This is a genomic window from Pseudomonas sp. Q1, assembly GCF_009935975.1.
In the GTDB taxonomy this organism is placed as follows: domain Bacteria; phylum Pseudomonadota; class Gammaproteobacteria; order Pseudomonadales; family Pseudomonadaceae; genus Aquipseudomonas; species Aquipseudomonas palleroniana.
Genome location: NZ_QODI01000002.1, coordinates 296,373 through 320,497 on the forward strand (window position 1 = coordinate 296,373; position 24,125 = coordinate 320,497).

Annotated in this window: 28 protein-coding genes and 1 pseudogene; 15 read left to right on the forward strand and 14 right to left on the reverse strand. The window is 56.9% G+C overall.

Features of this window, described 5'->3' with window-relative positions:
* Positions 1-16: 16 nt before the first annotated feature.
* The 3 genes and pseudogenes from DK870_RS04335 to DK870_RS04345 all read right to left on the reverse strand — a co-directional run.
* Positions 17-286 carry a DUF6555 family protein gene (locus tag DK870_RS04335; protein WP_161548044.1) on the reverse strand — a complete coding sequence of 90 codons (270 nt, stop codon included), beginning with the start codon at positions 284-286 and terminating at the stop codon, positions 17-19.
* A gap of 109 nt (positions 287-395) precedes the next feature.
* On the reverse strand, positions 396-947 hold the full coding sequence (locus tag DK870_RS04340; RefSeq protein WP_060753027.1) for an ATP-dependent Clp protease proteolytic subunit: 552 nt from the start codon (positions 945-947) through the stop codon (positions 396-398).
* 297 nt (positions 948-1,244) lie between these two features.
* Positions 1,245-1,397 (reverse strand): annotated as a pseudogene (locus tag DK870_RS04345) (general stress protein); the annotation flags it as partial.
* 327 nt (positions 1,398-1,724) lie between these two features.
* Here DK870_RS04345 and DK870_RS04350 point away from each other — a divergent pair.
* From DK870_RS04350 to DK870_RS04375, 6 genes are all read left to right on the forward strand, one after another.
* The gene (locus DK870_RS04350) at positions 1,725-1,946 is read left to right on the forward strand and encodes a PLD nuclease N-terminal domain-containing protein (RefSeq protein WP_060753029.1); all 222 of its coding nucleotides are present in this window, start codon (positions 1,725-1,727) and stop codon (positions 1,944-1,946) included.
* Positions 1,947-1,959: 13 nt separating this feature from the next.
* Positions 1,960-2,475 carry a hypothetical protein gene (locus DK870_RS04355; RefSeq protein ID WP_161548045.1) on the forward strand — a complete coding sequence of 172 codons (516 nt, stop codon included), beginning with the start codon at positions 1,960-1,962 and terminating at the stop codon, positions 2,473-2,475.
* A gap of 8 nt (positions 2,476-2,483) precedes the next feature.
* Positions 2,484-3,134 carry a DUF421 domain-containing protein gene (locus DK870_RS04360; RefSeq protein WP_256679806.1) on the forward strand — a complete coding sequence of 217 codons (651 nt, stop codon included), beginning with the start codon at positions 2,484-2,486 and terminating at the stop codon, positions 3,132-3,134.
* Between the two features lie 148 nt (positions 3,135-3,282).
* A complete protein-coding gene (locus tag DK870_RS04365; protein ID WP_161548046.1) occupies positions 3,283-4,659 on the forward strand; it encodes an iron-containing redox enzyme family protein in 1,377 nt (458 codons plus the stop codon).
* A gap of 19 nt (positions 4,660-4,678) precedes the next feature.
* Positions 4,679-5,659 carry a class I SAM-dependent methyltransferase gene (locus DK870_RS04370; protein ID WP_161548047.1) on the forward strand — a complete coding sequence of 327 codons (981 nt, stop codon included), beginning with the start codon at positions 4,679-4,681 and terminating at the stop codon, positions 5,657-5,659.
* 6 nt (positions 5,660-5,665) lie between these two features.
* Positions 5,666-6,784, forward strand: coding sequence for a carboxylate-amine ligase (locus DK870_RS04375; RefSeq protein ID WP_161548048.1), 1,119 nt, complete (start codon positions 5,666-5,668; stop codon positions 6,782-6,784).
* A gap of 278 nt (positions 6,785-7,062) precedes the next feature.
* On the opposite strand, the gene DK870_RS04380 is transcribed toward DK870_RS04375, so the two are convergent.
* Positions 7,063-7,245: a general stress protein gene (locus tag DK870_RS04380; protein ID WP_060753033.1), complete on the reverse strand. Its 183-nt coding sequence runs from the start codon at positions 7,243-7,245 to the stop codon at positions 7,063-7,065.
* 326 nt (positions 7,246-7,571) lie between these two features.
* Between DK870_RS04380 and DK870_RS04385 the strand changes: the two genes are divergently transcribed.
* From DK870_RS04385 to DK870_RS04395, 3 genes are all read left to right on the forward strand, one after another.
* On the forward strand, positions 7,572-7,832 hold the full coding sequence (locus DK870_RS04385) for a hypothetical protein (protein WP_161548049.1): 261 nt from the start codon (positions 7,572-7,574) through the stop codon (positions 7,830-7,832).
* Between the two features lie 167 nt (positions 7,833-7,999).
* Positions 8,000-8,884, forward strand: coding sequence for a manganese catalase family protein (locus tag DK870_RS04390; RefSeq protein ID WP_060753035.1), 885 nt, complete (start codon positions 8,000-8,002; stop codon positions 8,882-8,884).
* 141 nt (positions 8,885-9,025) lie between these two features.
* A complete protein-coding gene (locus tag DK870_RS04395; protein WP_161548050.1) occupies positions 9,026-9,883 on the forward strand; it encodes an SDR family oxidoreductase in 858 nt (285 codons plus the stop codon).
* A gap of 103 nt (positions 9,884-9,986) precedes the next feature.
* Here DK870_RS04395 and DK870_RS04400 read toward each other — a convergent pair whose 3' ends face one another.
* The 4 genes from DK870_RS04400 to DK870_RS04415 all read right to left on the reverse strand — a co-directional run bounded on the left by DK870_RS04400 (position 9,987) and on the right by DK870_RS04415 (position 11,729).
* Positions 9,987-10,226 carry a hypothetical protein gene (locus DK870_RS04400; protein WP_060753037.1) on the reverse strand — a complete coding sequence of 80 codons (240 nt, stop codon included), beginning with the start codon at positions 10,224-10,226 and terminating at the stop codon, positions 9,987-9,989.
* Position 10,227: 1 nt separating this feature from the next.
* The gene (locus tag DK870_RS04405; protein ID WP_161548051.1) at positions 10,228-10,476 is read right to left on the reverse strand and encodes a DUF6555 family protein; all 249 of its coding nucleotides are present in this window, start codon (positions 10,474-10,476) and stop codon (positions 10,228-10,230) included.
* A gap of 100 nt (positions 10,477-10,576) precedes the next feature.
* Positions 10,577-10,858: a hypothetical protein gene (locus DK870_RS04410; RefSeq protein ID WP_161548052.1), complete on the reverse strand. Its 282-nt coding sequence runs from the start codon at positions 10,856-10,858 to the stop codon at positions 10,577-10,579.
* Positions 10,859-10,964: 106 nt separating this feature from the next.
* Positions 10,965-11,729: an OBAP family protein gene (locus tag DK870_RS04415; RefSeq protein ID WP_161548053.1), complete on the reverse strand. Its 765-nt coding sequence runs from the start codon at positions 11,727-11,729 to the stop codon at positions 10,965-10,967.
* Positions 11,730-11,918: 189 nt separating this feature from the next.
* Here DK870_RS04415 and DK870_RS04420 point away from each other — a divergent pair, with 189 nt between their 5' ends.
* Entirely contained in the window at positions 11,919-12,983 is a 1,065-nt protein-coding gene (locus DK870_RS04420) for a M28 family peptidase (RefSeq protein WP_161548054.1), read from the forward strand.
* A 7-nt stretch (positions 12,984-12,990) separates the two neighbouring features.
* Here DK870_RS04420 and DK870_RS04425 read toward each other — a convergent pair whose 3' ends face one another.
* Complete coding sequence (locus DK870_RS04425; RefSeq protein ID WP_161548055.1) at positions 12,991-13,272, reverse strand: hypothetical protein; 282 nt, start codon at positions 13,270-13,272, stop codon at positions 12,991-12,993.
* Between the two features lie 222 nt (positions 13,273-13,494).
* Between DK870_RS04425 and DK870_RS04430 the strand changes: the two genes are divergently transcribed.
* A complete protein-coding gene (locus tag DK870_RS04430) occupies positions 13,495-14,634 on the forward strand; it encodes a glutathione-independent formaldehyde dehydrogenase (RefSeq protein ID WP_161548056.1) in 1,140 nt (379 codons plus the stop codon).
* 37 nt (positions 14,635-14,671) lie between these two features.
* Complete coding sequence (locus tag DK870_RS29315; protein WP_178126855.1) at positions 14,672-14,824, forward strand: hypothetical protein; 153 nt, start codon at positions 14,672-14,674, stop codon at positions 14,822-14,824.
* Positions 14,825-14,884: 60 nt separating this feature from the next.
* Here the strand turns inward: DK870_RS29315 and DK870_RS04435 are convergent, their stop codons facing one another.
* On the reverse strand, positions 14,885-15,826 hold the full coding sequence (locus DK870_RS04435; protein WP_161548057.1) for a LysR family transcriptional regulator: 942 nt from the start codon (positions 15,824-15,826) through the stop codon (positions 14,885-14,887).
* Between the two features lie 82 nt (positions 15,827-15,908).
* On the opposite strand from DK870_RS04435, the gene DK870_RS04440 reads away from it, so the two are divergent.
* Positions 15,909-16,886 (forward strand): alpha/beta hydrolase, encoded by a 978-nt coding sequence (locus DK870_RS04440; RefSeq protein ID WP_104993790.1) that lies wholly within the window; start codon positions 15,909-15,911, stop codon positions 16,884-16,886.
* A 515-nt stretch (positions 16,887-17,401) separates the two neighbouring features.
* Positions 17,402-18,589, forward strand: coding sequence for a phospholipase D family protein (locus DK870_RS04445; protein ID WP_161548058.1), 1,188 nt, complete (start codon positions 17,402-17,404; stop codon positions 18,587-18,589).
* A gap of 282 nt (positions 18,590-18,871) precedes the next feature.
* Here DK870_RS04445 and DK870_RS04450 read toward each other — a convergent pair whose 3' ends face one another.
* The 3 genes from DK870_RS04450 to DK870_RS04460 all read right to left on the reverse strand — a co-directional run bounded on the left by DK870_RS04450 (position 18,872) and on the right by DK870_RS04460 (position 21,452).
* Positions 18,872-19,690, reverse strand: a complete 819-nt coding sequence (locus DK870_RS04450; RefSeq protein WP_161548059.1) for a helix-turn-helix transcriptional regulator — start codon at positions 19,688-19,690, stop codon at positions 18,872-18,874.
* A gap of 5 nt (positions 19,691-19,695) precedes the next feature.
* A complete protein-coding gene (locus tag DK870_RS04455) occupies positions 19,696-20,235 on the reverse strand; it encodes a kinase inhibitor (protein WP_090371079.1) in 540 nt (179 codons plus the stop codon).
* Positions 20,236-20,561: 326 nt separating this feature from the next.
* Positions 20,562-21,452: a LysR family transcriptional regulator gene (locus DK870_RS04460; RefSeq protein ID WP_161548060.1), complete on the reverse strand. Its 891-nt coding sequence runs from the start codon at positions 21,450-21,452 to the stop codon at positions 20,562-20,564.
* A gap of 178 nt (positions 21,453-21,630) precedes the next feature.
* Between DK870_RS04460 and DK870_RS04465 the strand changes: the two genes are divergently transcribed.
* Positions 21,631-22,380 (forward strand): hydroxypyruvate isomerase family protein, encoded by a 750-nt coding sequence (locus DK870_RS04465; protein ID WP_161548061.1) that lies wholly within the window; start codon positions 21,631-21,633, stop codon positions 22,378-22,380.
* A gap of 72 nt (positions 22,381-22,452) precedes the next feature.
* On the opposite strand, the gene DK870_RS04470 is transcribed toward DK870_RS04465, so the two are convergent.
* Positions 22,453-24,024, reverse strand: a complete 1,572-nt coding sequence (locus DK870_RS04470; RefSeq protein WP_161548062.1) for a carbohydrate porin — start codon at positions 24,022-24,024, stop codon at positions 22,453-22,455.
* Positions 24,025-24,125 lie beyond the last annotated feature (101 nt).

Sequence of the window (24,125 nt, forward strand, 5' to 3'; positions counted from 1 at the left end):
TATTAGAACGCCATGTTTATTCGGGCGGAGGCGGCGTATAGGGTTGTGCGACAAATGGAATATTCCCTGAGGGACGCCATCTCACATTTTCAAGCCCATAACGTTCAGCGAGCGGTTTGCTTATGCGTTTGATCTTATCGTTGCGCGACTTGGGGATGATACCTATCCCTGCATCGCAACATGCCCAGTGCCACGCCTCTTCATTGTTCATGGCTTCACTTCTTATTATGAAAGATTTAGGGGCGTGATGAAGTTCATACTCGATAACATATAGCGTGTTTTTCATGTGAGCTCCTTCTGAATGTTGTCATCAAGTCAGAAAGTGTTCTGAGTTCGAAGCGGCTTTCCTTCGCGTTTCTTGATAGGGCCTTCGTTGCCTGGCTAGAGTTGCCTGGCTAGGAATGAATGAAGCTGCATACACATTCCGCCGGGATGACGGGCAATTCGATTGCATGGATGAGGCCGCTGGCCAGCGCCTGATGTGGATCAAGAATGCGCGGGGCGGCGATCAAGTAGTTTTCGGTGTCCAGCTTTTCAATGGCCTGCGCGGTTCGCTGCGCAACGATGCGCGCATACAACTGCAAGTCATAGTCCAGGCTCATGGCGTACTCCGACATGCGCGAATGATCCACGGCGCCCTGTACATGCCAATGAAACGGATGGAACAGGAACTTGCTGTGCTCGCACGCCGTTCTGCGTTCGCCCGCCAGGAAAATGATATTGCCCATGGATTCCACGGTGCCCAGGTTGTGCGTATGCACCGGAATCGGCAGGGCCAGTAAAAAGTTGTACATCGTGAAGCCATAACTGCACTCACCGCCCATGGTCGCGATGTTCACGATCAAGCCGGTCGCGTTCTGCTGGACAGCCAATGACGATTTTTCGATGAGTTGGCTGCAGGTCGACGCGTTGACCGGGCCTGTGAAGTTGATGATATGCAAAGGCATAAGGCACCTCTGAGTCAGGGTTGGCTACCGTTGATGACTAACCAGCACTGCTACGGGGTTCGTTCACAGATGGGCGGTGTCTGTGAGGAGCGGACAGTGGCTTCCGCATGCTCGACAGTTTCCATCCGCTCATAACAATTCGGGGGTTTCGGCAGTGTCTTGGCGACGTCTACCGCGCGCGTTTCACGGGCGGTCGCTGGTTGAGGGGCGCGTCGCTGAGGTTCGGGTGCCGCGTGCATGGTGTGTTCTCCAGCTTGAAATGAAGGGGCAGCCCAGGCTGCCCCCCGTTTGGGTCACTTACGACTTGCGCCCGCCGCCATGGCTGTTCTGGCCACCTTTACGGCCAGCCTCAGAGGCTTTTTCACGATCATTGGCAAAGTTGCCGCCAGAGGCCTGGCCGCCTTTTTTGCCGGCTTCGGCAGCCTTTTCATGATCGTTGGCGAAATTTCCAGGGTTCTTATTGCTGGTAGTCATGATAGATCTCCACAATGAGTTGTCGTTTCGCTAGTTGCACCTTGATGCAGCGAACATCTATTCGGATAAGCCAGCGCTGGCAATCGTTTTGATAATTTCCGGAAATGCCGATAAACGGTAAAGAGCGGCTTAAAACTTATACAAAACGATTTAAATCACACCGCTTCGTATAACTTTTTCAAGCGCGCGATATTAAACTAATAGCATGTAGCCGCTTCGCTTAGTGTGAACGACGGCGTTTAAAAATAATGAACCCTGCCAGTTTATGCATGACCTAACGCTGCATAACCCGGAGGTGTTCCCATGCAAACCACTTACTTTTGGATAGGCTTGGCCGTCGTTCTCATACTCCTCGATTTATGGATCATCAACAGCGTCTGGCGCAGTGACGACCCCTCGGGGCGCAAGGCGGGCTGGACCGCGATTGTGGTGCTGTTGCCGTTTTTAGGCGCGGCAATATGGGCCATTGCCGGCCCGCGCGGCGTCACCAAGGGGCCGTCCTCGCCCGAACACAGCAAGGGCTGAATGCAGGCCGCCTATGAAAACCCCAGCACCTGACGACTGGCAGAGCCGTACCTATCCCGTGGAGGAAGACATAACCTTGCAGCGCAAGGTCTGGCGCTTCGAACGGGTGGGTTGGTATGCGCTGGTGTTGCTGATGGGGCTGACCTTGGCCGGGCTGTTTTCAAAAGGCCCGTTGAGTACCGGCCAGGCGCGTAGCGCGGATGGGCAGTTGCGCGTGGAGTACCAGCGGTTCCTGCGCAACGGCTCCTCCGACGGGCTGGTGATTCATCTGCAAGGCCAGGCACGCGAAATCCTGGAAGTTGAAATCAGCGGTGAACTGTTACGCGGTTTCAATATTGAAATGCTGCAGCCGCAACCGCTCAAGGCCAGCACTGCCGGCGAGGGCGTGAAGCTGTGGGTGCTCAGTGATGACAAAGGCCAGGCGACGCTGCACTTGACCGTGCGCAGTGACGGCGTGGGCAGTTTTGAAACCAGGTTTTCCCGTGCAACGGGGCCCTCGGTACACCTTTCACAATTCATTTATCCCTAGGGGCAACGATGGATTCGGTCTTGCGTGCTGTCGCGATCTACCTGGTTCTGATGGTCCTGTTCAAGATCGCGGGCCGGCGATCCCTGGCGGAACTCACCACCTTCGACCTGGTGTTATTGATGGTGATTGGCGAGGCGACCCAGCAGGCGTTGTTGGGCGACGATTTTTCGTTGACCAATGCTGTGCTGGTGATCGTCACGTTGATCGCAATCGATATCGGCTTCTCGTTGCTCAAGCAGCGTTCCCGCTCGTTCTCGCGCCTGCTCGATGGCGGGCCGACGGTGTTGGTCGAGCAGGGACGCGTGCTGCATAAGCGCCTGAAGCAGGCGCGACTGGACGCAGACGACATTCTTGAAGCCTCCCGCTCCGCTCAGGGCATTGTCGACATCAGCCAGATCAAATTCGCGATCCTTGAGCGCAATGGAAAAATTTCAATCATTCCCTATGAGCAAGCCGAGGAGGCCACGCCGATGCAGACGCAATCCACTCCCACTCAAGCCGGGACCGACACCCCTGAACAGCTGCCGGAAAAAGACATTGGTCAGGGGCTCACCGATGACGAACGCGTGTCCAGGGAGGGCGAGGGCAACGCGGATTCAAACGGTGACGGCGCACGGGTGACACCGGGCCCGGAAGACGAAAAACGCTTGAAGCCTTGACCCCCGCGCCCTTGGTCAGACCTTGGCGCACACCGATGGAATTATTGAGCAGGGGGCGGCTCTCTCCTTATAGAAGCGCCAAAAAGCGTCGCGTACCAGGTATTGGCATCCGCCGAGACCGGAATAAAAAATTGTGGATGGACCACTTATGACTGTCTTTCAAACCCTGCAAAGTGCATCTCAGTGGCAGCATGAAGGCCCGTTGCGCAGTGAGTACCAACGCCTGCTCACCGATTGGGACACGGGGGCCGCGCAATCGGCGGCAGATTTTCTGCAGGCGCAGCTGGCTCAGGTCAGCACCACTGAAGACACTTCATTGCCCGCGTCGCCCGAGCAACTGATGAGTTGGGTCGAACTCAATTGCACCGCTGTGGCCGAGCAATATGCGCAGTATTTGCAAGAGCGGCAGCAAGGCGGCGGCCGCAGGTATTTCCAGAACAAAGCCCATGCCCTGTACTTCCTGCAGTGCGTGGCGCCGACTAAACAAGTCGATGGTGCCTGGCTCTACGGGGTACTCAGCCATTGGCAGGATTACCGCTATGACGGGCTTGTCACCACCTACCTGGAAGAACTCGGCGATGGGGAACCGACGCAAAACCATGTGTCGATTTACCAACGCCTGCTGGCCGAGCAAGGCTGTGACGGCGATTTCGGCTGGCAGGATCAGCACTTTCACCAAGGCGCCATTCAGTTGGCCCTGGGGCAGAGCGCTGCATCGCACATGCCGGAGATCCTGGGCTACAACCTGGGTTACGAGCAACTGCCGTTGCACCTGTTGATCTGCGCTTATGAGCTCAAGGAACTGGGCATCGACCCCTATTATTTCAGCCTGCATGTCACCATCGACAACGCCAGCAGCGGTCATGCCCGACGCGCCGTGCAGGCAGTGCTGGGGTTGATGCCGAACGGCATGGATGCGACCGAATATTGGCAGCGGGTACGCCGTGGTTATCAGTTGAACGATCTGGGGCTGGGCACTACCGCGGTGATCCAGGCGTTCGACCTCGAACACGAGCTGGTGGCCATGCTTGAACGCAAGCGGCCGTTTGCCCAGCACATGCATTCGGACTACTGCCGCTTTGAAGGCAAGACCGTCAACCAATGGCTGGCCCAGCCCGGCCAAGTGCGCGGGTTCTTGCAGGCCCTTGAGAATAAGGGTTGGATCAAGCGAAACCAGTCCCCCGAAGACAGTCGTTTCTGGCAGTTGGTCGAGGGCGCGGGCGCTGCGATGTTCGGCGTCTTCAGCGGCTATGAAAAACAACTGCTGCGCGACTGGATCGCCGGAGATTGGCGCGACGCCAGCGCGATTGCACGCCCACGCCCGGTGCGGCCGGTGTCGTCAGGCACCCACGAGCCTACGCCGGATGACCCGGAAACCTGCGCCTTGCGCCAGGCCCTGGCGCGGCACAACGGCGAGCGGCAGTTGGACCTGTTGTTACCTTGGCTGGCGCCTCACCGCCATCATCGTCCCGCCGGTTTGTATGCGACCCGGCGCTTTATTGAATTGCGCGCGAGCCTGCGCTGATCGACAAGGAAGCCTGACCATGGTCGACTCGCTGTTGTGTTCAACACCCCCTGTGTCATCGGCTCAAGCGCAGGCTGACCGGGCGCTGTTGCGCCTGGGCCGCCGTTTGCAGGCCGAGGACTATCACTTCATCACGCCCACGCCTCTGACTCACCAGCGCGTCATTGCGCGGTGGGACAACGCACCGGCCAGCGACCTGCGCGGGATTTTCGGTTGGTCACGGCCATTCGATACGCAGGTGTTCGAGGCAGCCGAGCTGCAGGAGCTGCAACAGGCGGGGATTATCGTCAAGGCACACAGCCGTTGGCACAGTACGGTGCGTTGGTCGAGCCTGGGGCCTTTGTTGCTGGCGCATTCGGCGTTTCCGACCGAGGAGGCCGATTCGGTGTTTTTCGGCCCCGACACTTACCGTTTTGCCCGTGTGATTGAAGCCTGCCTGCGCCAACGCTTCGCGCCGATTCGCCGGGCCGTGGACATCGGCTGCGGTTCAGGCGCCGCCGCCCTGCTGGTGGCGCGTGCCCGTCCTGAGGCAGAAGTGTTCGCGGTGGACATCAACCCGAAGGCACTGCGCCTGAGTGCGGTCAACGCCGAATTGGCCGGGCTGCCGAACGTCAGCGTGTACCACAGTGATGTACTCGACAGCGTCGACGGCCGCTTTGATCTGATCCTCGCCAACCCACCCTATATGAAGGACAGCCAGCAGCGCGCCTATCGCCATGGTGGCGGTGAGCTGGGTGAAGCGCTGTCGCTGCGCATCCTGCGTGAAGCCTTGCCCCGCCTGGAGCGCGACGGCACCTTGCTGCTCTACACCGGCGTGGCAATGGTGGAGGGGCGTGATGTGTTTTTTGAAGCCGCTCGCGCCATGCTGACCGGCGATGAGTTTGGCTGGACCTACGAGGAGCTTGACCCCGATGTGTTCGGCGAAGAGCTGGAGCAACCAGGCTATGAGCGTGTCGACCGCATCGCTGCGGTGTCGCTCACTGTGACTCGGCTGAGCTGAGTGCCCATGGATCACGTACAGCGCTTCGGCATCGAAGAAGAATATTTCATTACCGATTTGCACAGCCGGCGCATGCTCGCCGAACCGTCAGCCGAAGTGCTCGCGGTGTGCCGCGAGGCGATTGGCGAGGGCTTTTCCTATGAGATGTTCCAGGGCCAGGTCGAGGTCGCATCGCCGGTGTTTACCGACACCGCAGAGGCTGCGGCTTACCTTGGCCGGGTGCGCCGCGAGTTGAGCCAGGCCCTGGCCGAGCATGGGCTGGGCTTCATATGCAGCGGCGCGCACCCGTTGGCCGATTGGCAGGCGCAACGCGCTACGCCCCAGGTGCATTTCCAGCGCTTGTTCGAGGAGTTCCAGAGCGTCGCGCAGCGCAGCGTGCTCAGTGGGCTGCATGTCCACGCAGAGATCCCCGTGGGGGTGGACCGCATCGCCGTGTTGAACGAGGTGTTGCCTGGGTTGCCGATGCTGTTGGCCCTCAGCGTTTCGTCGCCGTTGTGGCAGGGCCAGCCCAATGGCTATTGCAGTTATCGGCAGGTGGTCTGCGATGAATGGCCACGCATGGGCATCCCTGAATATCTGCCGGATGAGCCGAGCTTCGAGCGCTACCTGAATATGTTGAAGCGTAGCGGGGCGTTGGCCGATGACGCGAATGTGTGGTGGGGTTGCCGACCCTCGTCGAGCTACCCGACGCTGGAGTTGCGCATGACCGATGCGTGCCCGCGCTTGAGCGATGCGCTGGCTTTGGCCGGGCTGTTCCGGGTGATGATCAAACACGCCTGCCAGCTACCGGCCCCCGGCAGCCAGTACGGCATGGAGCAGCATTGGTTGCTCAAGGAAAACCGCATTCAAGCGCGACGCTGGGGACGCCATGCACGCTTTGTGCTGGCGCCGGACACAGAGCCCGTATCGCTTGAACAATGGCTGGTGCTGGCGCAGCAAGAATGGGGCGATACCGCCCGTGCGTTGGGCGAGGAGGGCGTGTTCGAGCAGGCACGGAAAATGCTGCGCGACGGCACCAGTGCCGAGCGTCAGCTACGTGCTTTCGATGCGCCGGGTGCGTCTGCCTTGCAACGCGGGCAAGCAGTGGTTGATCTGTTGTTGGAAGAAAGTTGCCTGCGCTTATAAGACGAGAATTGATCAGGTTACTTATCGGCGTAAAGCACACGGCAACATGCAACAACCAGTTTTTTAAAGTTGAAACACAAGCGCGAGCACAGTCACTCAAGCGTGCTGCCCACTGAACTAAATGAACGCACTAAAACCGATTATAAAAACAAATCAGCATGTCGATCATTTAAATGGCAGTAAGGTGGCCAAGCCGCTTATGCCTTGCGCAATATAGCGTGACGCCTTGGTAATGACTAAACCGAAGGGGCGGCAAAGCCGCCCCCATGCACGGTCACTCAGGAACCCGATTTACGGCCACCGCCGTGGCTCTGCTGGCCGCCCTTGCGCCCGGCTTCAGAGGCTTTCTCGCGATCATTGGCAAAATTGCCACCGGACGATTGGCCGCCTTTTTTCCCGGCTTCGGAAGCCTTTTCGCGGTCATTGGCAAAGTTACCCGAGTTTTTATTACCTGTAGTCATGATAATTCTCCAGTCACTAAGTTGGCGCTTCGTTAGTTGCCCGTTTCGCAACGGACATTTACTCCGATATCGGGCGATGGAAAAACGTTTTACGAATTTCGGGATGTGGCGACGAACGGCGTTTAATACTGAAAACTTATACAGAAACAATCTTCGCTTGCCGCTTCGTATAAGTTTTGCAGGGACGAAACGCAGGTATTACCGGTAATGGCTATTGAATCATTGCAACCTATCGATAACTCCACGGCCGTTCGTCCTTCGCGTGGCACTTGAAACTTTCGCAAGATTCCAAATGAGTTCATACGCGCGCACAGGAGACGCTTGCCATGAACCACGACTCATCCAATGGCCAAGACCAACCGTTTGAAGAATCGCCTGCACCGAATGAGGACGGTTGCGTCCTGGGAACGGCGGGGCGCAACGAAGATCCCAACGCAACCACTGACTGGGACCATCCCGCCGATAACTCCGCTGAAAAATCCCGACAGCCGCCCGGCTCCGACAAGGCCCGCGAGGCCGCGTTGCCGCCCAACGGCACGCCTGGAATCGACACCGTGCCTGCGCCGCAAAAGCCCCGCGCCGATTGAACGCGAGCGCTCTAGATCGCCGCTTCGCTTGAAGCCCGGCGCTTGACCGCTGGTCGCACTGCCGGGGTTTATTTTGAAATTATTCAACCGGCGGTTGCTTCACATGAAGGTAGGGCGAGTGTCCGCAACGGGCGCCGCCCCCCTTCCTGAGCTGAGGAGATTTGTTCATGTTTCTACATAACAAGCGACTTCAATACACCGTACGCGTCGCCGAGCCCAACCCGGGCCTGGCAAACCTTTTACTCGAGCAGTTTGGCGGTGCCCAAGGCGAGTTGGCAGCGGCCTCCCGCTATTTCACCCAAGCCCTGTCGGAAGACGACCCAGGGCGTAAAGACTTGTTGATGGACATCGCCACTGAAGAACTCAGCCACCTGGAAATCGTCGGCTCGATCATCGTCATGCTCAACAAGGGGGCCAAAGGCCGCCTGGCGGAAGGCGTGGAGGAGGAGGGTGAGTTGTACCGCTCGCTGAACGGTGCCGGCAATGATTCCCACATCACCAGCCTCTTGTACGGTGCCGGTGCGCCGCTGATCAACAGCGCCGGGGTGCCATGGAGCGCCGCCTACGTTGACACCATCGGCGAGCCCACGGCCGACATGCGCTCCAATATCGCCGCGGAAGCCCGCGCCAAGATCGTCTACGAGCGATTGATGAACGTCACCGACGACCCAGGCGTCAAGGATGCGCTGGGCTTTTTGATGACGCGCGAAATCGCCCACCAGATTTCCTTTGAAAAGGCCTTGCATGCGATCCAGCCGAACTTTCCCCAAGGCAAGTTACCCGGCAAGCCTGAGTTCGCACAGGTCTATTACAACATGTCGCAAGGTGCGGAAAGTGTGCGCGGCCCATGGAACCAAGGCGACGATTGGGAATTCGTCGAGTCCCCTCAACCGGCGGTCGACGGTGGCGATGGAACGGCCAGTGTGCAGCTGGACGAGGCAGACGAAGCCGTGCTGGCTGCGATGAAAATCCGCACGGTGTCAGACCCCCTCAGCGACCCGATCACCGGCGCCGACCTGGGCATGGGGTTGCAGCCCAAGCCCGAGTTCTGACCCAGGCCCTGTGGCGCGGGAACCAGCCCCCTCGCCACAGGTTGCTGTCGTGCGGCTCGGTTATCCGATTAACCGCACATCCATCTGAACTTCCCCTCCCGACGCACCCTCGCAACATTAATCTCGACTGGAGAAAACACGATGAATCACTATCCAAAACCACCGTTCAACACCCAGCAGCAGCCGGTACCCGGTGAACAGCGCAAGATGGACCCGATGCCCGATTGTGGTGAACAGACCTATAAAGGCTCAGGCCGGCTCGCCAACAAAATAGCCTTGGTCACGGGCGCCGACAGCGGCATCGGCCGTGCGGTGGCCATCGCGTTCGCCCGTGAAGGCGCGGATGTGGCGGTTTCTTACCTGGACGAGCATGAAGACGCCAAGGAGACCGCACGCTGGGTCGAGGCGGCGGGGCGGCAATGCCTGCTGTTGCCCGGCGATTTGGGCAACGCGGAGCAGTGCACGGCGATCGTCAACGACACCGTGGAGAAGTTCGGGCGTATCGATGTGTTGGTCAACAATGCAGCCTTCCAGATGACTTACCAATCGCTGGAAGACATTCCCGACGAGGACTGGCTGAAAACCTTCAACGTCAACGTCACCGCGATGTTCCGCATATGCAAGGCTGCGCTGCCGCACATGGCCGAAGGCAGCTCGATCATCAACACCAGTTCGGTCAATTCCGACATGCCCAACCCCACGTTGTTGCCGTATGCCGCGAGTAAAGGCGCGATCGCCAACTTCACCGCGGGCCTGGCGCAAATGCTCGGCGAGCGCGGCATCCGCGTTAACAGCGTGGCTCCCGGCCCCATCTGGACGCCGTTGATCGTGTCGACCATGACCGAGGATCAGGTGAAAAACTTCGGCGGCAACACACCGCTGGGACGCCCCGGTCAGCCGGTCGAAGTGGCGCCTATCTACGTACTGCTGGCATCGGACGAGGGCAGTTATATCTCCGGCGAACGCTACGGCGTGACGGGGGGCAAACCGATTCTCTGAATGAACACCGCCCTGGAGAGGCAAACCTCGACCAGGGCGGTGTTGTCTCAGGCAGACCTTTAAAAAACCGAATCAGGGGCCTTGAAATCGCTAGGGCTGACGGTTATTTGCGCCGCGCCCGGTGGATACGCATCCATTCTCGATAGGCCGCGGTCCGCTGCGCATCCGCGAGCCGCTTGGCTTCGGTGAAGCGCGCCCATGTCTGTGCATCACCGCTGTACGACTCAATGATTTTATAGGCTTGCGCATCCAGTCGATCGGCTTCGAAAAACATCTGGTTGTTGCGCTCGACCTCGTCCTCACGCTCTTGTGTGCTGGTGTAACCCAGTGTCTGGCTGATCATGTCAAGCCTCCGCCCATTGAATCTGCTGCGCAGTACTCCAGCGTACGTCGCTGATGCCGTATTTCTCCGCCATGGGTTTGGAGACTCGCTTGAGGGCTTGCCGACCAAATCTGGGGATGATAGCTACCCCTGCATCGCAACTGGCCCAATGCCAAGCCTCGGCATTGTTCATTTGCGCCGCCCGTACGATGAAAGACTTCGGTTCGCCGTGAAGCTGATAGTCAATGTTGAATAGATCGTTGTGTTTCATGAGGCCTCCCTATGCTCATGAAGTACAGATATTTGACGTCAAAAAAAATTCAAAAGAATTGTCCAACAATTCGATAGGTGACCCGATCACCTCACGATGCTCAGTCATCCACTGTGAAAGTTACCCAACCGCCTGCATCTGCGGGCCGCTCGATCTCGGCGATAACGCCGCTGACAGAGGTGCCGTCGGGCAGGTTGACGGTGACAAAGTTGGGGTGCCCCGGCCACTCCAATGGGCTATCGAAGTTCAACCGCGCAACGGTCGGCTTGCCACTGCTGGTCAGTTGGATCTCGACCGATTCATTCAGGCATTCATCCGAGGGTGTCCCCAGATGGCGCGAGGCAGTTATCACGCTGGCAGTACCTTGGAAGTCGTAAGACATGCTGGGTTACCTCGTAAAAGGGGGGGGCCGCTGCCCCCGAGTTGGGGTGTTGCGGTAGAGAAGGGGGCGGCGATGATCGTTCCATCCAAATGCACGAGTGGTGCTATCAGTGTTGATGGGCCTTCAACGTCGGGTCGGTGATCTGGATAACATCGCCCTGACGCCATGCGTCCGCACCGGGGGCGATGGGAGGCGCAGTAATGTCGGCGCGAGCGCGCTTCTTTTCGGCGCTGTCGATACGCATACGCTGATCGCGTTCGGCAACCATGCGCGGGTCGGCCTGGCCTTCGGCGGTAAACCCCATCATCAACTGAGGCACGCCCAGTGGCAGGCGTTTATCGAGATCGGTATGCCAGGTGTGCCAAGTCTTGCCGTAGGTGTGCACCAGTTTTTCCATGAGGGCGTGCTCGGCCACTTCGGGGATCCCCGGCGCGACCAGTTGCCCGGATTTCACTTCATGCACGTGGCTGTGCCACAACGCCTTTTCAGGGGCCGGCAGGGTGTTGAACAGCGGCTCACTGATGATGTATTCCACGCCCATCAACTTTGCATCCTTGCGATTGCCGTCGTAGATCACACACTGGATCACTTCTTCGTTGAGGATCGCGCAGTAGTGGTGGGCTTCCATTTGTACATCGGGGTGGCCGTTGTAGAAGTGAAAGCCGTCCAGGTAGGCGTTCAACGCATCCACGGGCGGCCGCGACTGGAGCATGGCTGCGCCGGTGTCCAGTGTGCGGGTAGAGGGCATTGTCGGTTTGCCGGGTGCCTCCACATTCGACGGCGAGTCATTACCCGCGCAGGCGCCGAGCAGAGTGAAGGTTGCGGCCCAGGAAAATGATTTGGCCATGCGGGTTGCTTGGGTTTGGGTCATCGCAGGTTCCATCCTCTTGTCGTATTTCAAGCTGCAGGAGTGCAGCCAGATCTGACGCTGTGGTCGTTGGAAAACCTGTGGGCGTGTGCGTTCAAAACGCTTTCGCTTGAACACTGCGGGATTTGAAAGGTCGTTTTTAGCGTGACGTTGACGGCGCACTCACGTATCCGCAAAGGAGGGAGCCATCCCATGCAAAACAGCGAAAACCCATCCTCGGCGTTACTCACCCGGTTATTGCGTGCACGCGGGCCGGGTGGCCAGGAAGACGAAGTGCGTGCCATTTGCCTGGAGAGCCTGCAGCCGCTGTGTGATGAGGCCTGGGTTGATGCAGCGGGCAATGTGGTCGGGTTGATCAGGGGCACACAGGGGGATGGTGACCGCGGCCGGGTAGTCAAAGTCATGGCGCACATGGATGAAATCGCCATGGTGGTCAAGCGCGTCGAAGCCGATGGCACCCTGCGGGTGACAGCGCTCGGCGGGGCCAATCCGATCAACTTCGGGGTGTGCCCGGTGGACATCCTGGGCGATACGCATAGCTTGCCGGGCGTGCTGTCCTACGGCTCGATGCACGCTACCAACAATACGTCTCAAGGCGCTGATGTGTTAGCCGGCGACGTGCACTGGAACGACGTCCATGTGATCACTCGATGTTCGGCCGAGGCCTTGCGCACGCAGGGGATTCGGCCGGGTACCCGTGTGGTGTTGAGCCGTCATTGGCGTGAGCCCTTCCGAGTAGGAGATGCGATTGCCGCGCACTTCCTGGATGACCGTGCGCCCATCGCCGCCGTATTGCACGCGGCCCAACGCCTGCAAACGCGCCGGCAAGCGGTGAGCCACGATATCTACCTGGTCTTCACCACGCTGGAAGAGGAATGCAATGCCGGAGCCATGTACGCCGCAGCGACCCTGCCAGGCGATACCACTCTCGCGGTGGAGGTGGGGCCGGTCATGCAGGAATACGGCACACGCTTGGGGGTTGATCCGATCATTAACACCGGGGACCAGAAGGGCTATTACACCAGGGCCGTGGTCACGAGCCTGGCTGCTGCTGCAGAACGCTGCGGCTACAGCCCGCAATATGCGTTGCTGGTGGACTTTGCCTCGGACGCCAGTGCCGTCATGAGTAACGGCACGTCTGCCAAGGCCGGCTGTGTGGCCATTCCCACGGAGAATACCCACGGCTATGAGTTGATCGTGGACGGGGCAATCGAAGCCTGCGCGGCGACCTTGGTGGCGTTCCTGACCACTCCATGAAGAGGCGCTACTGAGGTTGCGGCTCGATATCCAATAGCAGATCGCCGCTGGGCAGTGGCTCGGCGTGCTGTACCACGCCACGGCAGGCGCTGCCGTGCCATTCAAAGGCAATGCTGTGGGCGCGTTTCAGCTGCGACGGCCATGGCGGGGCGAGCTGTAGCTGGAAGCCGGGCGCCTTGTCGATCTTCTGCGCCAGGCACTCGGTAGTGAGTGCATTGACCCCGAACAGCGTGTCCAGCAGGTATTCAATTGTGATCGGCTGCTGCGTCGTGTCCATAGCGTTCGACATAGGAGTTCCTCGTGTTATCAGCTCCAGAGGTGAAAGCAGGGAAGGCTGCCCAAACAGGAACAGAGAGACTCGGTGATGAATAATTCAGATTTTTTGAGCGTTCATCCAGAGCACCGCTCGTCAGACTTGATGCGATTTTCTTGAACATACGAATTGCTCTCCCGGACAGATTAAACATGTGCTGACGAAAACTTCTTTTCGTCTTGCTTCTGGGAGAACGCAATGAAAGCCATCGTTTATAACGGCCCTCGTGACGTCAGCGTGCAAAATGTTCCGGATGCCAAAATCGAGAAACCCACCGATATTCTGGTGCGAGTCACCACCACCAATATCTGCGGATCTGATCTTCACATGTATGAAGGCCGTACTTCGTTTGAAACGGGAAGGGTGTTTGGCCACGAGAACCTGGGGGAGGTCATTGAAATTGGCTCTGGTGTAGATCGAGTCAAGGTCGGTGACCGGGTGTGCTTGCCTTTCAATATCGGCTGCGGGTTCTGTGAAAACTGTGAAAAAGGCCTGACCGGATTCTGCCTGACGGCTAATCCGGGCACTGCGGGCGCTGCCTATGGGTTCGCCGACATGGGGCCTTATCAGGGCGGCCAGGCAGAATTGCTGCGGGTGCCGTATGGCGATTTCAACTGCCTGGTGTTACCCGAAGATGCGCAAGAGCGCGAAGAAGATTACGTCATGCTCTCCGATATCTTCCCGACAGGCTGGCACGCCACTGAATTAGCCGGCCTGTTGCCGGGCGAAAGCATTGCCATCTACGGCGCCGGCCCGGTGGGCTTGATGGCCGCGCACGCAGCCATGATCAAGGGCGCGTCCCAGGTGTTCGTGGTCGACAATCAACCTGATCGCTTGAAGCTGGCGGCCCAGATGGGCGCAACGCCGATCAACGCGCTGGAAAAAGAAGCCGTGGATCAGATATTGAACCTGACCCAGGGCAAAGGTACCGATCGTGGTTGTGAGTGCGTCGGTTATCAATGCTGCGACCGCCACGGTCATGAAGCCAATCACCTGACCATGAATAATCTTGTGGCCTCGACCAAGGCGACTGGCGGAATCGGCGTCGTCGGCGTGTTCGTACCGCAAGACCCAGGGGCAAAAAATGAGCTGGCGAAGGAGGGCAAGATGGCCTTCGATTTCGGTGCATTCTGGTTCAAGGGCCAGCAGATCCGGACCGGGCAGGCCAACGTCAAAGCCTACAATCGTCGTTTGGCCGAGCTTATCCATCACGGACGTGCAAAGCCGTCGCAGATCATCTCTCATCGCCTCACACTCGCTGAAGGGCCAGAGGCCTACCAGCATTTCGACGCGCGTGACGATGGCTGGACGAAGGTTGTGCTCAAACCCGCAGCTTAAGCAGGGGGCAGGGCACACTGATTACGGGAGAACTATCATGAAAAAGCTCTATCTGTGTTTGGGCTTGTGCAGCGTATTCATGCTTCATGGGTGTTTTGACAATGCCGATAATGCGACGAAGAAAAACTCCAGTGGAACCAAGTCTTCTGTGCAGATGCAGGAGGGCAAGGCAGACGAGAGCAAGCAATAGCTGGGAGGCTTCGGGCAATTCTATAACTCAACTAAATAGTCATTTAGTTGAGTTATAGAATCAGCTGTTCTTGACGGGAGAGGGCACAGGATTAGATTCCGCCCTGCGAAGAGCGTCAATCAATGCACGAAGGGCGACTGACACATGACGGTGCCCGGAATAATAGAGGCACAGTCCCGGCATTGAAGGGCACCAATCATCCAGCACGCGCTCAAGCCGGCCATCGGCCAGGGCGTCCAGTACCAGATGCTCGGGCACGAACGCGATGCCTATGCCATCCATGGCCGCTTCGACCATAAAAGGCTGATCGGTCAACGTGAGCGGACCGTTGACGTTGATGCTTTCCTTGCAGCTTCGGCGTTCAAATTCCCAGCGATAAATCGCGCCGCTGTCGAATCGAAACCGGATGCAGTCATGCTGATGAAGATCCTGCGGCGATTGCGGGCGTCCACGTGCGGCAAAGTAACCCGGTGATCCTACTGCGGCGAAACGTATGTCTTCAGTCAAACGAATAGCAATCATATCTTGAGGCACGGCTTCAGCCAGCCGGATGCCCGCATCGAACCCATCGGCGGTGATATCGCTGAGTTTGCCATCAGTCACCACATCGAGGTGAATCGACGGATGCTCGCGTAGGAAGCGGGCAAGCACCGGACGAAAGACCATGCGAATAGCGCCTTCACTCGCATTGATCCTGATGGTGCCACTGGGAACCCCACGATTATCATCGGCTTCCTGCATGGCGTCGGCGATTGTAGACATCGCCGGAGAGAGCTTTTTAGCCAGGCGTTCGCCAGCCTCGGTAAACGACACGCTGCGTGTGGTTCGATTGAACAGACGCACACCCAGCCGCTGTTCAAGTGTCTTCATCGAATGGCTGACCGCCGACGGCGTTATATCCAGTTCCAACGCCGCCGCACGGAAGTTGAGATGTTTTGCCGCTGCGAGAAATACCGTCAGCGTGAAGAAATCCACGCCTTTGAGTTGATGAGCGTTGTTCATGTATTTATCAAGTATTGTGGCCATATTCGCACCAGTGAGTATCCCATAAGCTGGACCTGCTCACGACTATGGAGGCGTAAATATGTCCACGCACGGCAACTACACAGCTGAAAAACTAACCTTCAACTCCCACGGCGACAGCGTCGTCGGCGTACTTTACCGGCCTAAAGGGAAGGGACCTCATCCGGTGGTTGTACTCCTGGGGCCTTATTCGTTTTCCAAAGAACAGGCCCCGACCCAATACGCAACTCGACTTGCAGATGAAGGGTTTGCGGCGCTCGCATTCGACCCCCGTACCGTCGGTGAAAGTGGAGGAATGCCGCGGCGCCTGGAAAACCCGAAGATGAAAAACGAAGACGTCGTATCGGCGCTGGATCACTTGCTCACGCGACAGGATATCGACCGCAAACGCGTGTTCCTGCTGGGTATTTGCCAGGGCGGGCCCGAAATGCTGGACATCGCCTCTTATGACGACCGGATAAGCGCCGTTGCATCCATCACGGGTTATTACCGCGACCGTGAAACCGACCTATTCATGCTTGCAGCCGGCGTCAGCGAAAATCCGTTTGACCCGGCGACTGCACCCACGACCGAACAATTGGAAGCATTGCTCGCCGCACGACTGGAGCGTGCGCGTGATGCCAAGCGTCGCTACGAAACCACTGGTGAAGTCGTCTACCAACCGCTGGTCTGTGCGGAACTGGGCGATCCGGTACTTGGATCCGACGCAGGTCTACCAGGCCCATTAGTGTGGAGCTGGTATGGCCCATGGACGCTCAAAGGCTGGGAAAACCGCTATGCAATCATGAGTGACCTGGACCATTTCGATTACACCACGGTGCCAGGCGTAGCCAAACTCAAGAAGCCGGCACTTGTAGTGCATTCGGACACCTGCATGAACCCGGCGGCAGCACGTCGACATTTTGAATCTATTCCCACCGCAGACAAAAAACTGATCTGGGAGAACGGTACTCATCATTTCCAATATTACGAACAGCCTGATGTGGTTGATCGTACGGTGGGTCACGTTGTTGATTGGTTTCAAGAGTACTCGCATTGATTCCTGGGATGGTATGAAGCGAGCGTAATGTGCCGGAAGGGAATCCGGCGCGTTGGCGGAATGCCGTTTTGCGGGTGGTAGTATTGGATGAAAAGCATTGAGCAGAGTCCCTAGTGAGATGTTCCGATGGTTCGCATAATGTATATTATGTTAAATACTGTACCCGAACGGAACTTCTCTCGAGCTATCCAATGCTACTACCCCCTGGGACCGTTGCGAATCGTGGACAAAACGAGTCATCGCTTCCCTGTAAACCCCGAAAATAAAGGTTTTAGGTTGTTGCCTAGAACTAAAGTTTGCCCCCTCGCAGGCGTCCTGCTGCTCTAGTTTCGGGCTCCCCAGGTTTATCCATGATTTAACGAGGGTGCGGGAGAAAGCTACGTAAGGCTCGCCAGGGTTCAACATGACCATTAGATCGGTGAGATCTTCGCGAGGGTCGTCACCTCTCTCTAGAAAGCCCCGCTGTTAGGGCGAACGAATATATGATGTGCAGTCTCCATTCGGAATGCCGCCTAGTGAAACTGATCTCTACCAACACAGCTTTCAAATCCAATCTGCTGAGACTGATCAGGAGTTACGACCATATCAGCTTCGGCACTGCATGGGCGTCTGCCGGAACGGATGTTTTCACAGAGTTGGTGAAGGCAAAGTCCAAAATAGCTACCGGGGTGATTGGCACACATTTCTACCAGACCCATCCCGATGTTCTTGACGAATTTGTGAAGTCCAACCAAGTCAGATTCGTTCTGCAACCTCAGGGGGTCTTCCACCCCAAAGTGTTTGCTTTCTGGACAGACGACAGTTGGGAGGTTTTGATTGGCAGTGCCAACCTCACGGCAGGAGCAATCAACAAAAACACGGAGTTGACCACCCTCCTCACCTATAAGGACGGAACGCCTGAACTGCTGCATGATGTTTTGGAAATCATTAGGAGCTACGGAGGCAGGAGCATTGTCCAGGAGGACGCCGATAGCTACCGCAGGATCTGGAAAATCAAGGCGCGGCTCAGGGAAAAACTTGAAGGCACCTACGGAGGGGTTCCTGCCTCCAAGCCCGAGGTTGAGTCGCCGGTGATGACGATGGATTGGCCGACTTTCTACGCTGCGATTCAGAAGGACAAAATCCACGGTTTCGAAGATCGCCTGGGCATGTTGGATCAGGTCGCCAGTCACTTCACCAGTACGCAGCACTTCAATGACATCCCATTTCAGGCGCGCCTTGGAATTGCTGGACTCAGGAGCACCACCATCGATCACCCAGAATGGTTTGGATCAATGACAGGAGCGGGTAAGTTCTACAACTTGATGAATGCCAGCGCCCCAGCCTTTTCCATAGCCCTAGACGCTATTCCCCTCAAAGGGGCGGTGACTAAAGATCACTACGACACCTTCATCAGGGAATTCATCAAGGGCTTTCCATCCGGCAGGCATGGGTTGGGTACGGCGACTCGCCTGCTTTCCATGAAACGCCCCGATGTTTTCTTGTGTGTTGATGCGCAAAACAGAGGGCAATTAGCGCGAGATGTAGGCATGGTACGAGCTGACAAGCTCGACTACGACCGCTATTGGCCAGAAGTCGTGGAGCGCATACAGGAAGCGCCTTGGTGGAAGTCACCCATGCCCAGCAGCGGTAACGAGGCTAAGGCTTGGCGTGCTAGGGCAGCCATGCTGGACGCAATATTCTATCATGCTAAGAAAAAATGACTCCGCCTTGCTGATCCCAAATGTGGGCCATTACTGTTGCGGAGAACTGTAACGCAGGCACTCGTCAATCGAGTTGCCCACTCCAAGCGCCAGCTGTATCAGTTGATCAGTAAAAGGATCGTTTCGCAGCTCGGATTTTCAGAGCATGCCCCGCTGATACTGGTCGAGCTAGACCCAGAGAATTGGGGGATGCCTAGTGGAGTGCCAGGCCCGTATTACGTCGATCGCGAGAGTCAATCGCGTCGAGGGCAGCAACAATACGGGAAGACCTCACGAAAATGCTCAAATCGCCGCCCGCAACTCACGTGGTGACAGGCCATAGTGTGAGCGAAAGCGCACAGCAAAACGTGAGGCCGAGGCGTAACCGCAGGCACCGGCGATTTCACCGATCGGGCGAGAAGTTGTTTGCAACCGTTGTAATGCTGTCGACAGTCGAACGCCCTCCAAAATATTCCTGAAACTATTACCCTCTTTCGCCAGTTGGCGGCGCAATGTCGACTCACCCAGGTTCATGTGTTGTGCGATGCTTGCGACCGTCCAGTCTCTTTCCGGACTGGCCATTACCAGTTGCTGCACACGTTCACACAGTGGATCGTTGCGTCCCATCAGCAGAGATCCGATCTGGCCGCCAAGGCATAGGCTCAGAAGAACCGCTTCCCCATAATGTGTGCAAAGTGCCTGCGGGGCGTTCCCATTGATGGCGACCAACAACTGCTCCCAGGCCTGGGTTGTGTGCCTGTCCAGAGGAACGCATAGATCGGTCTTCAGTACACCACGACAGCTCATAATCTGCTGGCTATATCGGGTGATGAAGTTACGCAATGTCGAGACGGGAAAGGTCACCGCATCGGCGATGTAGTGACCGTGAGGGCCGGGGAAGTTGGAGATACCAAGCTCGCGCCCGGCCGGCATCAGAATCAGATGATGAGGCCCTGCGCGCATCTCCCGATCATCCCATTGCAACAGTTTTTCCCCCTGTCGCACTCGACACAAGGTGGTCACGAACACCGGCACCCTTGGCAAGCTGAGGGGTTGTCGCGCCCGTATGACACATGCATCGATAATGTTTTCCCGGTGCTGTATGCCGTCACATGGGCGCATCGTTCTTAACGTCCGTAAGTTGAAGTAATGGTCGCTTTGGCCAGGACGTTAGCGTTGAGCATGTAACCTACCAAGGCTCCGCTGGCTTGGTTGTCGAGCGGTAGTTTATCGGCTTTCAATGCCCATACGGTGAATTGATAGCGATGGGGTTTATCTCCGACAGGTGGGCAAGCTCCACCAAACCCCGGCTGACCATAATCGGTTCGCCCTTGTACCGCGCCGACGGGCAGGTTCGCCCCCACTCCTCTAGGCAAGCTATGGGTGGAAGCTGGCAGGTTAAACACCGTCCAATGCCACCAACCGCTACCGGTTGGCGCATCGGGATCGTAAACGGTGATCGCGTAGCTTTTAGTACTTGTGGGGGCGTTTATCCAGGAAAGCTCAGGAGAAGTGTTGCCACCTTCGCAACCGAAGCCCTGGAACACTTCGCGACTGGTCAGCGGGCGATTGTCAGCAATATCCCGGCTGGTCAGTACGAAATCGGCAGCGTATCCACTGAATGTTACTGCCATGGAGAGTGCGGGCAGGATTAATCTGATTTTCATCGCGACTCCATCTGAGTCTTAAAGTGAAGCTCTAGTCTAGGTTGAGCAAAGAGTGGTTACTGTGCCGAAATGCTCGATAACAGTGCTGAAATGCTCAATTGCTCAGGCGAACAATTGAATCTCGACCGGTGTTGGCCAGACGTTTACGGGCTTCCATCGTCCAAAAAAGATGTTTGCGATTCGGTTATCGCACGATAGGGTCCTCCCCTCCCCCTGGAGCTTAAACAGATACATCTTCGCGCTCGCGACAATCAGCTCGACACAGGCCGATGGCAATACGGATGCACGGAAACATAGGAGCAGAGGCACTCCAACTCCATCGACTATTAGTCGGAGCCTTTGCTGAAAAAACCGGTTGTTTGAGCAAACTCAATAAATCGCTTGTTTGCGACAGACAAGTATTCGTTAGCTCGCCAACACAGGCTGAAACTCATGGTCTGTGCCGGTTTGAATGGGATACCCACCATGCCGGGTACACTCTGTTGAATGGAGCGCAGCAATGTAGAGGCCCCGATGCCGTCCAGTGTGGCCTTGATGACCAGTGATACGAAATTGCTTTGCAAGGCTATTCGATAGTCGACTCCTGCAGCGTCGCAGAAGCTGTCGAACAGGTGGCGTTGCAGGAAGGTCTGGTCAAACAGCACCATTTTCTCATCTTGCAGACGCCAGGCCTCGATAAACGCCTCGCCAGAAAGGGGGTGGCTATCGCTCATGCACAACACCATCTCGTCGGTGCCTAGCAGAACCGAGTCCCATCCGCTCTTGACTCGACGAGACTCCAATAGGGCGACATCGATATCACGATTTTCCAGGCGCTGGCTGATGTCATCCGCACTGCCTTCAACCACCGTCATCACGATGCCTGGATAGCGCGTGCCAAAAGCGTTCAGTACTTGCGGAATGTAGTGGATTCCAAACATTGGAGGCACGCCGAGACGAATCTCACCACTGTGTAAATGCGCCATATCCCGCAGCTCCTGGCGGGCCATGTCTAACTCGAGCAAAGCGACTTCGACATGTGCAAGAAAGCTTTTTCCTTCAGCCGTCACGGTTATTTGTCGTGCCGCACGGTTAAAAAGCGTCACGCCCAACTCCTCCTCCAAGCGCGTGATAGCCATGCTCAACGCGGGTTGGGCGATGTGCAGGCTCTGGGCGGCTTTGGTGAAGCTACCTCGCCGCGCAACTTCTACGCAGCCCATCAAGGCTTTGAGATTCATGACAGTCACACTCGGCTCAAAACCCCAAGCATAACAATTAGTGATCATACAAATCACAACATAGTATTTTTCGTGATGGAGGCGTCTCGTTAATATGCCTGCGATGACTTCGCTGTCGCCGTCTTGAGGTCAGCGTCCACGTCGATGACTACCTCTTTCAAAAATGGATTTTTACCGAATGCTCAAGTTCAATGCTCATCTCGGCTTTCAATTTAACGATTTGCCTTTTCTCCAGCGTATAGAAGCGGCTGCCGCTGCTGGATTCAAGGCGGTGGAGTTTCCTTCTCCTTATGAATTTGAAGCCAGTCACTTAGCCGCACATCTGGCTCAATACTCCCTGCCTCTCATCCAATTTGCCGCACCGGCCGGCGTTACCAAGGGCATTGCGGCGCTGCAAGGCAAGGAAGAAGAGTTTCGTGCAGGTTTAGCCCTGGCCGCCAGGTATGCGAAGGTGTTGCGTTGCTCAAACGTGCACATCATGTCTGGGATTACGACACAAGTCTCGGCTGCGTCCAGCTTCATGAGCAACCTGGAATATGCAGTCAAGTATTTTGAAGATCAGGGGATACGGACCCTGATTGAAGTGATAAGCCCAAAAGAAATCCCGGGGTATTACCTGTCGGATTTCAGCCAGGCGCAACGGGTGCTGGAGACCTTCCCGAGTATTGGACTGATCCTTGATCTTTACCATGCACAGTTATTGACCGGCGACGCGGCAACTATTCTGGATCTGTTTTATGAGCGTACCGTCCACGTGCAGATTGCAGACTGCCCAGGCCGCCACGAGCCGGGGACAGGCCTGATGAATTTCACTGAATTGTTTGCGGCTCTGGAGCAGCGTGGGTACACCGGATGGATCGGATGTGAATACCGTCCTTCCAGCACTACAGCTGCAAGCCTTGAGTGGCTCAAGTTGCAAAATACTTAGCACTTTGATGGCCGGTTGCTCCCCGTCGCAACGGACAGCAACTGGCCACGCTCGGTCAAGTACCATCAAATGTTAAAACCACGTTTCCATTTGTACACCGTATTGCCATACCCCCCCAGCGCGGAAGTCCGTCATGCCAAAGGCGTCTGAGGTGCTGTATCTGTCCAGATCCGAAGACCAGTTCATGTAGCTTGCGAACACTCGCAACTCGGGACGCGTGAGAAGATCGCCAACGTCAAGTTTGAATGTCGGAGCCACAGTGAATTTCCAAAAGTTACCGTCGACTGCATTACGTTGTAGGTAGCCCTTGGGGTCGAGCTTCATGGTTTGCCAGCTCATTTCGTAGGCCATCTCGAAGTTGCTGTTGATTTGGTTAGCCAAACGCACGTTTAGGGTTAGCCAGCGGTAGTCGTCCCCCTTCACGTATCTATCCTTGCTTTGTTCAGCCAGCACGCTGGGCCCGATGCGCCAGTCAGGCGCAATAGGCGTCTCACCGTAAAGTGCAAGACGCAGAGCGCGGGCGTCGTCAATCAGTTCACCATCCGAGCCAACGTTCTTGACCTCGGCCCCCAGACCTTGCCCATAGAGCAGCGCGGTTTTGAAGAAGCCTTCTCTGCCGAAAAAGGTTTTCTGGTGATTGGCCAACAGGGTGTGCAAGCCGGAATTCGCAGGCGTCAAACCCGCCTTGTTGGTGCGAGTGCCGAAATCGTTTTTCTTTGCGCCGATGGCGTTGTACATCCACTGCCACTGACCGTCCTCGAAGAACTGGTTGGAGGTCAGGATGTAGCTTTCCACATTGGCATTAATGCCGCCTTGGCTGAAGTCCCCGTAGCTACGCCCAATCAAGGAGTAGTTCGAGCGCCAATTCTTGTTCATCTGCACATCGTAAATTCCACCGCCGGTGCCGGCCAGGTAGACGACGTCCGAGTCCAGCCAGTGGATATCGAAATTATCTCTATCGAATCGCTTGCCTGCCCACAGCGTGGCATTCTCGAACAGTGAATTCCCTTTGAACGCAGCCACATGGTCAAGCGCTGTGAACACCTGGCGTACGTTCAGTTTGCTCTCATCGGCCGTCCAGTCATTGGAGCTTTCCACCCCGTCGGCGATGGAGACCGTGAATTTGGAGCGGGTACCGTTTTGCGCATAGATTTCTTTCGACAGGTCTATGCGCATGTAGGTGTCGTCTTCATTACCGAGTCGCCCGACTGCACCGCCAACCGAGCCAGCCGGCGTTGTATAAGGGCCACCACGGCCACCACCCAGCCCCTCGTCGACCAGCAATCCAGAGCGGGCATAGCCGTGGAAGCTGAACCCATCAGTCAGGTGTCCGGTACCGCCCTCCTTCTCCAGGCTTTGCTGACGGGCTTCGAGTTTCGCCAGTCGGGTATCCAACGCAGGCCCCGCAATGGCTGTCGCTGTCGCTGCAGACGTGGCGGGCTGCGAGGCAAGCGTGGAGAGTTTGATCTGCTGCAGCTCCCGGGCAAGCGCTTGGGTCTGCTGCTCCGCCGCGGCCGCACGCTGTTCCGCTGCGCTGGCACGGGCTTCAAACGCGGCCATGCGCTCTTCCAGAGTCATGGCCTGAGCGGTTGCCGCCGATGTGCCGAGCACACCTGCAAGTAGCCAGCTTGATCCTTTGTGCATGTAGATTTCCTATTTTTTTTATTGTCTGGTCGCGCGACTGGCCCTTTTTACGTGAGTTTTTGAGTTGTTCAAAACGACGAAAAAAGGATGCCATATCGCAA